This window comes from Cellulosimicrobium arenosum (assembly GCF_014837295.1).
Classification (GTDB): Bacteria; Actinomycetota; Actinomycetes; order Actinomycetales; family Cellulomonadaceae; genus Cellulosimicrobium; species Cellulosimicrobium arenosum.
Genome location: NZ_JACYHB010000004.1, coordinates 92,551 through 104,747, shown reverse-complemented (window position 1 = coordinate 104,747; position 12,197 = coordinate 92,551). Strand labels below are relative to the sequence as shown.

The following is a 12,197-nucleotide window of genomic DNA, read 5'->3' as shown; positions in this document are numbered from 1 at the left end:
AGCTCCGTGCCCCGTCACCTCGACCAGCCGTCGCCCGCGTCCCCTCCCACCCGCCCGGCGGCGTCGTCCCCGTACGTGCCGCGACGGCCCGACGACGGCCCCGCCCGGTACGTGCCGGCCCGCCCCGACGGGGCCCGGGCGGGCGTCCGCCCGACCACCTCGCGCGGCACCCGGACGCACCCCGTGATCGGCGACGCACCCGGGCATGTCGCCCTCCTGGACCGACCCCGCGCTGCGGGGGGGCGTCCGCCTCGAGCGCGACCACCACGCCCTGCCCGAGCTCACCGTCCAGGCCGCACCCCGGCCGCTGTGGCGCCGCCCGGCGTTCGTCGTCGCGTCCGTCCTGGCGCTCGTCGCGGTCCTGGCGTGCGTGGTGGTCCTGATCCTCGGAGGATCCGGTCGCCCACCGGGACCTGTCGAGGACCCGGCCGCCCAGGGTGTCGGCGAGCACCACCTCGTCGAGTGACGGAATCTCGTCGAGCGGCAGGGTCCGGTCGTACCCGACGACGCAGTTGTCCACAGCCGAGGCCGACCTCGTTGTCGGCGCCCGCGGCGCCGCGGTACGAATGTCCCTCGACAGGGGGGCAGCAGCTGCCCCTTCCCAGAGGAAGGACACGCACTCATGGCAGCACCGGGGTACAGGGTCTCGGCAGAGTCGCTCGCGGGGGTCTCACGCGACCTCTCCGGCGGAGCAGGCGAGATCATGAGCCAGCTCGACGGCCTCAAGGCCAAGGTCGAGGGGCTGGCAGACGACTGGGAGGGCTCCGGCAAGGCGGCGTTCACCGAGCTCTACCGCCAGCTCGACGACTCCGGCCGCAAGGTCCAGGAGGCCCTGCTGGGGATCTCCACCATGCTCAGCAACGTCTCCGGCCACTACGACGAGGCAGAGACCACCGCGACGAACACGTTCAGGATCTGAGCGGGAGTCGTTCCGGGCGGGCCGTCACGGGCGGGTCGGCACGACGCCGGCCCGCACCGACGCGTGACTCAGCCCCAGCCGAACAGCTGCGTCCATACCCCGTCCTGGTACCCCACGCCGAGGTCCTGGAACCCGCAGTGGAGGATGTTCGCGCGATGTCCCGGCGAGTCCATCCACGCGCGCACGACCTCCTCGGCCGTCCGCTGACCCGCGGCGATGTTCTCGCCCGACGGGTCGGCGTACCCCTGGGCCTTCGCGCGGTCCCAGGGCGAGCGTCCGTCCAGGCTCGTGTGGTCGAAGTAGTCGCGCTCCACCATGTCCTCGCTGTGCAGCCGGGCCGCCGCGGTGAGCCGCTCGTCCACCGCGAGGGGGCCGCAGCCGGCAGCGGCCCGTTCCGCGTTCGTCAGCTCGACGACGGCCGCCGCTCCGCCAGGTTCAGCACCGGTCTCGTCCCGGTCGGCTCCGGTGCCCTCCGGGTCCTCGGCGTCGTCGGGAGCCGAGGCGTCCGTGCCGACGTCCACCTGCGCGGAGTCGTCGGAGGACGAGCCACCCCGGCTGCTCGACCCCGGCGACGGCCTGCCGCTCGCGGCGTCGTCCCCTGCGGGTACGCCTGCACCGTCCTGCAGGTCGTGCGCACCACGCGCACCGGTGTCGGGGAGGCGCTCGGCCACCACCGCGGCGGCAGGGCTCGCGTCACCACCCTGCAGCGCAGCGACGACGGGACCGAGCGGACCCGCCTGGTCCGGACGGACCTCCCCGCTCGCGGTGGCCGCGCCCAGACCGACGCTCGGACCGAGGAGGACCACGGCCGCGACGCCCGCCGTCACCGCGCCGGCCGTGCCCGGCGAGAACCGCTGATGCCGGGCGCCCTCGCCCGACCGTCGTCGGGCAGCGCGGAACGCTCCCGGCGACACCGCCCCCGCGCGGTGGCGGGGCGTGCGTCGCGTGGCCATCGCCCGACCCTAGCGAGAACGGTGTGCGGGCGAAACCGTCAGGCGAGCGACGGCTCCTCCGGCGTGGACACCGTGAAGACCGCCCCCGCGACGAGCGGGGACGCGGTCGCCGCACGCTCGAGCTCGTCGAGGCGACGAGCGACGGTCGCCTCGGTGTCGTCGCCCGTCAGGTCGACGCTCGCCACGAGGTACAGCGACCGCGGCCCCACGTACTCCAGTCGGAGATAGGTCACGCGCTCCACCTGTGGCATCGCGACGATGGCCCGCAGGACCGCGGCGCGGGTCTGCGGGAACGCGGCCTCGCCCACGAGGAAGCGACGGTTGCGGTCGATGAGGACCACGGACACCACCGCGAGCACCAGGCCCACGACGATCGAGCCGATCGCGTCCGGGACGGGCGACCCCGTCAGCTGGTGGGCCAGCACGCCCACGAACGCGACGACGAGCCCGACGAGCGCCGCCGCGTCCTCCGCGAACACGGCCCGCAACGTCGGGTCGGACGTCGTCATGACGTACTCGAGCGTCTCGCTCTCCGCCTCGCGCGCGCCCTCGTGCACCTGCTTGCGCGCGCGCAGGAAGGAGATGCCCTCGAGCACGAACGCGAGCCCCAGCACCGCGTAGGCGACCCCGAAGTCTCCCGCCGGCTCGGGCGTGAGGAGCTCCTGCACCCCGTGCGTGATCGACACCCCGGCGCCGACGGCGAACAGCCCGATCGCGGCGAACATCGACCAGACGTACGCCTCACGGCCGAAGCCGAGCGGGTGCGCGGGGTCGGCAGGGCGCCGCGAGCGCCGGTCGGCGATCAGGAGGAAGATCTCGTTGCCCGTGTCGGCCCACGAGTGGACCGCCTCGGCCAGCATCGACGCGGAGCCGGTCACGAGCGCCGCCGCCGTCTTCGCGACGGCGATCAGCGCGTTCGCGGCGAACGCGACGAGGACCGTCACGACGCTCTCGTTGCCCGAGTCCTCGCTCCGGACGACTCGCGGGCTCGCGGACTCTGGGAGGAAGGGCTCGGACGGGACCGGTGGGTCCGGGGCGGGCGAACCCGGACCGAGCGCGCTCTCGTCGGGCGAGCGGGACGGCTCGGGGCTCGGCATGGTGCCGGTCTACCACGCGTCCGTCCGCGCGGCACCTCACGCCGTCGCCGTCGCCGTCGCCGGACGATCGGCCGGTCGGTCGCTACCGCGGGAGCGGGTCGCCGACGGTGGGCGACGCCGCGGCGTCGGACATCGCCTCGCCCACCGGGACCTCACCGTCCCCGTCGCCGCGCCCGCGCAACGGGTAGAACCAGAAGCACACGAACGCGAGCGCGGCCAGGCACACCGGCACGGCACCGAGGAGCAGGCGCACGCCCGCCGCGACGTCGGCAGGCTGGGTCGCAGCGCCCTCGACGTACCCGCTCGCGCCGAGCACGCCGGCGACGACGACGGCCTGCACGATCACCGACCCGCGGACCACGAACCCGTTGGCGCCGAAGTACATGCCCTCGCGGCGCAACCCGGTGCGACGCTCGTCCTCGTCGATCAGCTGCGCGAGCGCGACCTCGAGGACCTGCATGAGCCCGGCGATCCCGACGCCGACGGCCAGCCCTGCCACGGCCGCGCCGAGCACGGTGGACGGGACGAGGTACAGGCAGGTCGAGGCTCCGTAGACCGCCACGACCCACAGCATCGTGGTGCGGGGACCGAGGCGGCGCACCACCCAGGACCACGCGAAGATCGACGGGATTGCCGCGACGAACACGGGTGCGAGCAGGAGCGTCGCGTCGGCCTCGACCCCACCGAGGGTGTACCGCACGTAGAACGGCACGGCGGCGAGCACGATCGCGGACGTGCTCTGCAGCAGGAGCGAGCCGAGCACGTACGTGACGAACGCGCGGTTCGCGAACGTGTACCGGATCTGGTCACGCAGGCCCACGGCCGCCTCGCGCTCGGTCACCGTCACGTCGTCCACCGGACGCTCGACCATCCCGACGAGGGACCAGGCGAAGAATCCGAGGCTCACGACCCCGAGCGCGAGAGCCATGCCCGGCCACCCGACCGTCCCGTACAGCAGGGGCGCACCGGCGGTGCCGAGGATCATCCCCACCAGTCCGAAGACCTGGCGCGGCGTGTTGCCGCGGGCGCGCTCCGCCGTCGTGCGGAAGATCTCCGGGAAGAGCGCGGAGGCGTTGAGCACGACGACCACGTACGCGACGTCGAACACGGCGACCACGAGCAGGAACCACACGAGCAGCCCGACCGGGCCCAGGTCGGGCGGCGTCCACACGAGCGCGAACGCGACGACGAGCGGGACGATCCCCAGCCCGATCCAGGGCACGCGCCGCCCCCACCGGGTGCGGCGACGGTCCGAGCAGGCGCCCACGAGCGGGTTCAGGACCGCGTTGAGGATCCCGTGCGCGATCATCGCTCCCGCGACCCAGCCGGCGGCGACGCCGAGGTGGTCGACGTAGAAGTACACGACGAACGCCGAGAACGTCTGGGTCAGCAGGTTCGCCGGGAAGGCCGACGCTCCGTACGCGAGGGTCTGTGCGCGCGTCGGTGCCCCGACCAGCCGGCGGTCGCGCCACCGCGCTACCAGGTCGCTCACCGTTCGCCGCGCTGCACGGCGCGCAGGTCGCGCCACCCGACGCGCACCAGCCCCTCGGCGGCGATCACCGCGGCCACGTCCGGGTCGGCGAGCAACCGGTGCTCGAACCCGCGCTTGGCCACCGAGTGGTCGGCCACGTCGGCGAGCTCGTCGTCGTCGAGCATCGGGTGCAGGTAGACCTCCGTGACGCCCGGACGCACGCTGCGCAGCAGGTCGCAGAAGCCCGCCTTGACGTCGGCGTAGTCCTCCTCGGCCGCCGTGCCCTCGTCCGCCAGGGTGAACGGGTGCGTCCAGAGCCGGTCGGGGACGACGATGCCGAGCGCGTCCGCCGCGACGGTCGCCGCGTCGAGGACGGGCTGCACGGAGTCGGGCAGTCCCATGCCGTCGATCGTGCGGGGCAGGCGGAACGGCAGCCCGTGGCGCGCGGCGAGCTCGAAGACCTGCGGCAGGAAGTCCCTGCCCGTCTCGAGCCCGTAGACCGAGCCCATGTGGTTGTCGAGGTGCGTCACGTCGACGCCTGCGGCGAGTGCGGTCTCGAGCTGGGCCGCGAGCTCCGCCGCCACGTCCTCGTCGCGCGCGTGCCGCTCGACCGCGGCCACGTCGGCCGGGAAGTAGCCCGCGGCGTCGACCAACGAGGTCCCGACCCCGGTCAGCGGGCGCCAGCGGTAGCGCGTCCACTCGCTCGTCAGGACGAGGTGGACCCCGACGTCGAGGTCGGGGTGCGCCGCCGCGGACGCGAACGCGTCGGGGGCCCAGGGGCACGGCACCATGATCGTCGCGGAGTCGACGTGCCCCGCGAGCAGCAGCTCGAGGACGGCACGGTTCGCCGCGCGGCACATGCCGAGGTCGTCCGCGTTGAGGATGATCGCCCTCGCATCCCGGTCCAGGCCGAGACGCTGCGCGAGACCGCTCGGAGCCCCGCTCACACCGCGGCCTCCTCGTCCGTCGTCCCGCCGTCCGCTTCGTCCCCGGGCGTCGCCGTCACGGCCCGGTCGAAGACGAGCTCGCGCAGGGCGTCGCTCGCCTCTCGGGCGGCGCCGAGGACCACGCCGTCACCGCCGAGCGCGCTGGGGACGACGTGCATCGGCAGGATCGCGAGCTGCTCGGCCAGGAACGCCGTGACCCGGTCGGCGAGCGGTGACCGCGCCGCCTGGCCCGTCAGGACGAACAGCTCGGGCTCGACCACGAGCGCGACCGTCCCGGCGACGACCGCGAGCCGGGCGGCGACCGTGTCGAGCGCGGCGCCGGCCGAGGCGTCGCCCTCCTGGGCCCGGTCGACGGCACCGGCCAGGGTGATGCCGTCGGGCAGACCGTGGTCCCGGGCGATCGCCGCGAGCGCGGTGGTGCCCAGTGCCTGCATCCCGAGCGGGCCGTCCGCGTGCGGCAGGAACGCGACCTCACCCGCACCGCCGGCGGCGCCGCGGTGCAGACGCCCGTCGAGGACGAGACCGGCCCCGAACCCCTCGCCGAAACCCAGCACGACGAACGACCGGACACCGGTGGCGGCACCGTCGTGCTGCTCGGCGACCGCGGCGAGGTTGAGGTCGTTCTCGAGCGCGACCGGACAACCCAGGGCGTCGGCGATCGCGTCGCGCAGCGTCGTCCCGCCCTTCTCGAAGCCGGGGACGCGACGGATCGTCGCTCGATCGGGACCGACGACGGTCGGCAGCCCGACGACCGCTCGGGTCACCTCGATGGACCGACCCGATCCGAGCCGGGTCTGGACGTCGGCCGTGCAGGACCGGGCAAGGTCGGCGATGGCGCGAGCGCGGGCCGCGACGGTGGTCGCCACGTCCCGGCGCTCCGCACGGGCACGCACGGCACCCGTGACGTCCACGAGCGCGGCCCGCACCCTGTCGCGCGCGACGTCCACCCCGAGGCCGAACGCGTGGTCGGGATCGACGCGGTAGAGGGTCGCCGCCGGCCCGCGGCGGTCGTGGTCCAGCCCGGCGTCCACGACGACTCCGGTCGCGACGAGCGCGCGCAGCGCCTGCGCCACCGTCGTCTTCGACAGTCCCGTCGTGGTGGTGATCTCCGGCCGGGCTCGCGGCGGTCCCGAGCCGAGGGAGTCGAGCACGGCGCGGGCGTTCAGAGCGCGCAGTCGTGCGGGGGAACCGGCGAGCAGCTTGTCCATCAGATCTCCGTCGAGCGAGCGGACACCGCGCGGAAGCCGCTGCCCCACCCGGCTGGTAGGACACGAGGTGTCCTACCCACGCCGTGAGCCTAGCCACGCGCGCTCCGCCTGTCGACGTCTCGCCTCCTGCCTCGTCGCGTAGCGTGACCGCCATGATCCGCCGCGCCCTCGCCCGCAGCTACTGGAGGGTGAGCCGCTGGACGTTGCGCAGCGAGCCGTACGACACGGGCAGGCCCACGCTGCTGGTCGGCGCTCCGCACACCTCCAACTGGGACTTCGTCCTCATGCTCGCGATCGCCTGGAGCACCGGCATCCACGTGCGCTGGCTCGGCAAGCACACGTTGTTCGCGGGCCCCGCCGGTCCGCTCATGCGCGCGCTCGGCGGCATCCCCGTGGACCGTCGCGACCCCAGCAGCATCGTCACCGACGTGGTCGGGCGTGTGCGCTCGGGCGAGGTGTTCTCGCTCGTCGTGACGCCTGAAGGGACACGCGGCGCGGGGCAGTACTGGAAGTCCGGCTTCTACCGCATCGCCCGCGAGGCCGGCCTGCCCGTGACCCTCGGCTACGTCGACCGGACGACGATGACCGCGGGCCTGGGACCGACGATCGACCTGACGGGAGACGTCGCTGCCGACATGACGGCCGTCCGGGCGTTCTACGCGGACAAGGCCGGCCTGCACCCGGCCGCTCGCACGGAACCGCGCCTCCGCGAGGAGTAGCCACCGTCGCACCGCGGGCATCGCCGAGCGCTGCACTCTCGGCCGAGCGACGCACGCGGACATGCATCACTCGGACCGGAGTGCATCACTCGACCAGGAGAAGGTCGCGCGCCGTCCGGGAGGGTCAGGTGCGGCCGCGGAGGCGGTCGAGCTCGCGGCGCTCGCGCTTGGTCGGGCGGCCCGCGCCCCGGTCGCGCATCCCGATCGGGACGGTGAGCTCGCGCGGGGGCGGGGGCGGGCTCTGATCCGTGAGCGCCTCCGCCGCGAGCGCGGCCGAGACCCGCTTGACCAGGATCTTCTCCACGACGAGGACCTTCTCGACGATCCCGCCGCGCACCACGACGCGGTCACCGACCTTGACGTTCGTCGCCGGCTTCGCCCGATCGCCGTTGACGCGCACGTGACCCGCCTTGACCGCTGACGTCGCCTGCGACCGGCTCTTGAACGCACGCACGGCCCACAGCCAGCTGTCCACGCGAGCACTCGACGGCCGTCCGCCCCTGTCACCGGCAGCAGGGCCGGCACCGCCCGCACCGCCAGAGGTCGCCATCCCCCGAGCCTACGACGACGTCCCGCCGCCGAGAAGTGTGCGGGTGCGCATGCGGGGTGCACGTGCGGGGCGGGGACGTAGAGCGCTGCGAAGATGCGGTTCGAGGTGCGAACCGTGCTCGGTGGTGCAAGAGTCGTGCCCGGCCATTCGGGGCATGTGCCCGGTGTGGCCATATTTGTCCTCTGACGCAAGGAGACGTTGCTGTGGGCATCATCGGCTGGATCCTCATCGGCCTCATCATGGGCGCCATCGCCCGGGCGGTCCTGCCCGGCAAGGCAGCAGGGGGCTGGATCGTGACGCTCGTCGTCGGGATCCTCGGAGCACTCCTCGGCGGGTGGGTCGGCGGAGCGTTGTTCGGCGCCGACGCGAACGACGAGTTCTTCTCTCTCACCACCTGGTTCTGGGCGTTCGTCGGGTCGCTCCTCGTCCTGCTGATCTGGGGCGCGGTCGCCCGCCGCAAGCGCTGAGTCGACGCCCCTCGCCGCCGCGTGCGCGCGGCGCGAGCCGAGAGCCCGGGTCCGCACGGACCCGGGCTCTCGTGCGTCCGCAATTGCGTGGACACCGCCCGACGGCGCGCGCACCCTGGGGAGATGAGCAGCAGCACGACGCGCAGGCCCGCCCTGGAGCTACCGACCGGCCTCGCCCTCGTCGAGGTCGTGACCGACGCGCGTCCCGACGGCGACCTCGACGCACCGGAGGCGTGGGCGTTCCGGGCGATCGCGGACATCGACCACGAGATCCAGCGCGAGACGTACGGGCACGACGACATGGCCCTCGACGCGCGCGACGTGCTGTCGGGCATGCGTCACCAGGAGTACCAGGCGAAGCGGCGGTTCGTCGTCGTCCGTGCCGACGCCCTGCGGGCCGGTGGTCCGCTGCCGGAGGTCACCGACGTCGTCGGGCACGTCTTCCTGAGCCGTCCCGTGACGAGCAACGAGCACCTGGGCGAGGTGCACCCGTTCGTGCGCCCGTCCGCGCGCGGCCAGGGCGTCGGATCGGTACTCCTCTCGCTGGGTGAGCAGATCGTTCTCGACGCCGGCCGCACCACGTTCCTCTCGTACGCCCAGCAGGGTGAGGAGCCGCCGGCCGGACCGGGTGCAGTCGCCGCGACCACCGGCGCCGGTCGCGTGTCGGCGGACGCGCCGTCGACCCGGTTCGCGCTCGAGCGCGGCTACACGCTCGAGCAGGTGGAACGGCACTCCGTGCTCGAGATGCCCTTGGAGGACGGGCTGCTGGCGCGGTTCGGCGCCGAGTCGAGAGCTGCGGCAGGTCCCGACTACCGCCTGCACACGTGGGTCGACGAGATCCCGGCCGAGTGGGCCGACCAGGTCGGCGTGCTGTTCACGCGCATGAGCACCGACGCACCCGCGGGTGGTGTCGAGTACGACGAGGACCCGTGGGACGACGAACGCGTGCGCACGATGGTCGACCGGCTCCTCGGCAGCGGCCACGGGTTCCTCATGACGGCGGCGGAGCACGTCCCCACGGGAGTCCTCGCCGCCTTCACGCTCTTCGAGTACCCGAAGGACCAGCAGCAGTTCGCGAACCAGGAGGACACGCTCGTCCTGAGCGAGCACCGCGGTCGTCGGCTCGGCATGCTCGTCAAGACGGCGAACCTCGAGGCCCTGGTGACCGAGCGTCCGTCGACGCGCCGCATCCACACCGGCAACGCCGAGGAGAACCAGCACATGCTCGCGATCAACGTCGCGCTGGGGTTCCGGCCGGCCGGCGGGTGGGCTGCCTGGCAGAAGCGGGTCGGGGGGCCGGAGAGCGCGTCTGCTGCACGGGCGACGGGACACGGCCAGGCCGACGCGGTCTGACCCGGGCGATCCGACGACGACACCGTCGCTCGGCGGCGGACCCGGTCAGCGGATCCCGTCGAGGAACCTGATCGTCCTCTCGACGACGAGGGTCGCGGCCTGCGCGTCGTACGTCGGGCGCGACGAGTCGGTGAAGAGGTGCTGGTCGCCCGGGTAGAGGAACAGCTCGGCGTCGGGCGTCGCGTCGACCAGCTCCCGCGCCGCGTCGACGTCGCCCTCTCCCGCGAAGAACGGGTCCGCGTCCATGCCGTGGACCTGCACGGGCACGGCGTCGGGCCAGGCCGCACCGAACTCGGACACGGGGACGCAGGCCTCGAGCAGGACGGCACCCTTGGCGCCCGCGCGGTTCTGCGCGAGCGCCTGGGCGGCCACCACGCCGAGCGAGACCCCGGCGTAGACGAGCGCCGGGCCGAGCGCGTCGGCGGTGCCCCGGGCGCGTTCGAGCAGCGTGTCGAACCCGAGCTCCTGCGCGTAGGCGACGCCGTCGTCCAGGGTGCCGAACGTGTGCCCCTCGAAGAGGTCGGGCACGTGCACGACGTGGCCGGCGTCGCGCAGCCTCTGCGCCAGGTCCTGGACCCCGTAGGTGAGCCCCAGCGCGTGGTGGAACAGCAGCACCTCGGCCATCGGTCGCCTCCCTCCGCGGCACGCGGGTCGCGCCGTCGGTCCCATCGTGGCCCCCGCCACCGACGTCCGCCCGCCCAGGCGACCGGCCGATCGCACCCTGGGCGCGGTAGGCGATCAGGGGCGTCGGTCAGTAAGTTGGGCCGCATGAGCACACCTCCTCCCGTCGACGCCACGACGACTCCGTCCTGGGACGCGCTGACCGCACACCGCGACGACCTCGTCCCCGACCTGCGCGCGTGGTTCGCGGTCGACCCGGGGCGTGCGGACCGCCACACGCACGAGGCGGCGGACCTCACGGTCGACCTCTCGAAGAACCTCGTCACCGACGAGACCCTCGAGCTGCTGCTGCGCCTCGCGGACGAGGTCGACCTCGGTGGCCGTCTCGAGGCGATGTTCCGCGGGGAGCACATCAACGTCACGGAGGACCGTGCCGTCCTGCACACCGCGCTGCGCCGCCCGGCGCCGCTCGGCGCCGACGAGCACCTGGTGGTCGACGGCCAGGACGTGGACGCCGACGTGCACACCGAGCTCGCGAAGGTCTACGCGTTCGCGGACAAGGTCCGCTCGGGCGAGTGGACGGGCGTGACGGGCGAGCGCGTGCGCACGGTCGTGAACATCGGCATCGGCGGGTCGGACCTCGGTCCGGTCATGGCGTACGAGGCGCTGCTGCCGTACAAGCACGAGGAGATCGACGTCCGGTTCGTCTCGAACATCGACCCGACGGACGTCGCGGAGTCCCTCGCCGGGCTCGACCCGCGCACGACCCTGGTCGTCGTCGCGTCCAAGACGTTCGGCACGCTCGAGACCCTGACGAACGCGCGCCTCGCGCGCGACTGGCTGTGGACGGGGCTGGCGGCGGCGGGCGCCATCGAGGACAGCGACGAGGCTCGCCAGGACGCCGTCGCGAAGCACTTCGTCGCCGTGTCCACCGCGCTGGACAAGGTCGCGGCGTTCGGGATCGACCCCGCGAACGCGTTCGGCTTCTGGGACTGGGTGGGCGGCCGGTACTCGGTCGACTCGGCGATCGGCACGTCGCTCGCGATCGCGTTCGGGCCGGACCGGTTCGCCGAGCTCCTCGCGGGGTTCCACGCGATCGACCAGCACGTGCGCTCCACGCCGTTCGCCCGGAACGTGCCCGTGCTCATGGGTCTGCTCAACGTCTGGTACGTCAACTTCCTCGACGCCCAGACCCACGCCGTGCTCCCGTACGCGCAGTACCTGCACCGCTTCCCGGCATACCTGCAGCAGCTCACGATGGAGTCGAACGGCAAGCGCGTGCGCTGGGACGGCACCCCGGTCACGACCGACACGGGCGAGATCTTCTGGGGCGAGCCGGGCACGAACGGACAGCACGCGTTCTACCAGCTCATCCACCAGGGCACGCGCCTCGTCCCCGCGGACTTCATCGCCGTCGCGAACCCGGCGCACGAGCTCGTCGACGAGGTGGGCGACGGCGGCGCGGTCCAGCCGGGTGCCGACGTGCACGGGCTGTTCCTCGCGAACTACTTCGCCCAGACCAAGGCGCTGGCGTTCGGCAAGACCGCCGACGAGGTGCGCGACGAGGGCACCGCGGAGCACCTCGTGTCCGCCCGGACGTTCCCGGGCAACCGCCCGACGACGTCGATCCTGGCACCCGCGCTCACACCGTCGGTGCTCGGCCAGCTCATCGCGCTGTACGAGCACGTCACGTTCGTCCAGGGCGTCGTGTGGGGCATCGACAGCTTCGACCAGTGGGGCGTCGAGCTCGGCAAGAAGCTCGCGCTGGAGATCGCTCCCGCGGTCGCGGGCGACGAGGCGGCGCTCGCGGCGCAGGACCCCTCGACGGCGTCGCTCATCGCGCGCTACCAGGAGCTGCGCGACTGACCCGGGCGCCCCTGGCCCCGGTGTCC

The 12,197-nt window shown here is 73.4% G+C and carries 13 protein-coding genes; 6 read left to right on the top strand and 7 right to left on the bottom strand.

Going from position 1 to position 12,197, the window contains the following annotated elements:
• Positions 1–205 precede the first annotated feature (205 nt).
• Positions 206–466 carry a hypothetical protein gene (locus IF651_RS06680; protein WP_191828326.1) on the top strand — a complete coding sequence of 87 codons (261 nt, stop codon included), beginning with the start codon at positions 206–208 and terminating at the stop codon, positions 464–466.
• A gap of 156 nt (positions 467–622) precedes the next feature.
• Positions 623–919 carry a WXG100 family type VII secretion target gene (locus tag IF651_RS06675; RefSeq protein ID WP_191828325.1) on the top strand — a complete coding sequence of 99 codons (297 nt, stop codon included), beginning with the start codon at positions 623–625 and terminating at the stop codon, positions 917–919.
• Positions 920–987: 68 nt separating this feature from the next.
• On the opposite strand, the gene IF651_RS06670 is transcribed toward IF651_RS06675, so the two are convergent.
• The 5 genes from IF651_RS06670 to IF651_RS06650 form a co-directional block, all read right to left on the bottom strand.
• Positions 988–1,872 carry a CAP domain-containing protein gene (locus IF651_RS06670; protein ID WP_191828324.1) on the bottom strand — a complete coding sequence of 295 codons (885 nt, stop codon included), beginning with the start codon at positions 1,870–1,872 and terminating at the stop codon, positions 988–990.
• A 38-nt stretch (positions 1,873–1,910) separates the two neighbouring features.
• The gene (locus IF651_RS06665) at positions 1,911–2,969 is read right to left on the bottom strand and encodes a cation diffusion facilitator family transporter (protein WP_191828323.1); all 1,059 of its coding nucleotides are present in this window, start codon (positions 2,967–2,969) and stop codon (positions 1,911–1,913) included.
• An 82-nt stretch (positions 2,970–3,051) separates the two neighbouring features.
• Entirely contained in the window at positions 3,052–4,461 is a 1,410-nt protein-coding gene (locus IF651_RS06660) for an MFS transporter (protein ID WP_191828322.1), read from the bottom strand.
• The gene (locus IF651_RS06655) at positions 4,458–5,387 is read right to left on the bottom strand and encodes a polysaccharide deacetylase family protein (protein ID WP_338403810.1); all 930 of its coding nucleotides are present in this window, start codon (positions 5,385–5,387) and stop codon (positions 4,458–4,460) included. The genes IF651_RS06660 and IF651_RS06655 overlap by 4 nt, the downstream gene beginning before the upstream one ends.
• Positions 5,384–6,595: an ROK family protein gene (locus IF651_RS06650; protein ID WP_191828321.1), complete on the bottom strand. Its 1,212-nt coding sequence runs from the start codon at positions 6,593–6,595 to the stop codon at positions 5,384–5,386. The genes IF651_RS06655 and IF651_RS06650 overlap by 4 nt, the downstream gene beginning before the upstream one ends.
• Before the next feature lie 152 nt (positions 6,596–6,747).
• Between IF651_RS06650 and IF651_RS06645 the strand changes: the two genes are divergently transcribed.
• Positions 6,748–7,314, top strand: a complete 567-nt coding sequence (locus tag IF651_RS06645; protein ID WP_191828320.1) for a 1-acyl-sn-glycerol-3-phosphate acyltransferase — start codon at positions 6,748–6,750, stop codon at positions 7,312–7,314.
• Between the two features lie 124 nt (positions 7,315–7,438).
• Here IF651_RS06645 and IF651_RS06640 read toward each other — a convergent pair whose 3' ends face one another.
• Entirely contained in the window at positions 7,439–7,789 is a 351-nt protein-coding gene (locus IF651_RS06640; RefSeq protein WP_338403809.1) for an RNA-binding S4 domain-containing protein, read from the bottom strand.
• A gap of 278 nt (positions 7,790–8,067) precedes the next feature.
• Here IF651_RS06640 and IF651_RS06635 point away from each other — a divergent pair, with 278 nt between their 5' ends.
• Together IF651_RS06635 and IF651_RS06630 are read left to right on the top strand one after the other, a co-directional pair.
• Positions 8,068–8,331 (top strand): GlsB/YeaQ/YmgE family stress response membrane protein, encoded by a 264-nt coding sequence (locus IF651_RS06635; protein ID WP_191828318.1) that lies wholly within the window; start codon positions 8,068–8,070, stop codon positions 8,329–8,331.
• Between the two features lie 123 nt (positions 8,332–8,454).
• Positions 8,455–9,684 (top strand): GNAT family N-acetyltransferase, encoded by a 1,230-nt coding sequence (locus IF651_RS06630; protein WP_191828317.1) that lies wholly within the window; start codon positions 8,455–8,457, stop codon positions 9,682–9,684.
• 45 nt (positions 9,685–9,729) lie between these two features.
• Here the strand turns inward: IF651_RS06630 and IF651_RS06625 are convergent, their stop codons facing one another.
• On the bottom strand, positions 9,730–10,308 hold the full coding sequence (locus IF651_RS06625; RefSeq protein WP_191828316.1) for a dienelactone hydrolase family protein: 579 nt from the start codon (positions 10,306–10,308) through the stop codon (positions 9,730–9,732).
• Between the two features lie 144 nt (positions 10,309–10,452).
• On the opposite strand from IF651_RS06625, the gene pgi reads away from it, so the two are divergent.
• Positions 10,453–12,171, top strand: a complete 1,719-nt coding sequence (gene pgi, locus IF651_RS06620) for a glucose-6-phosphate isomerase (protein WP_191828315.1) — start codon at positions 10,453–10,455, stop codon at positions 12,169–12,171.
• Positions 12,172–12,197: the final 26 nt, after the last annotated feature.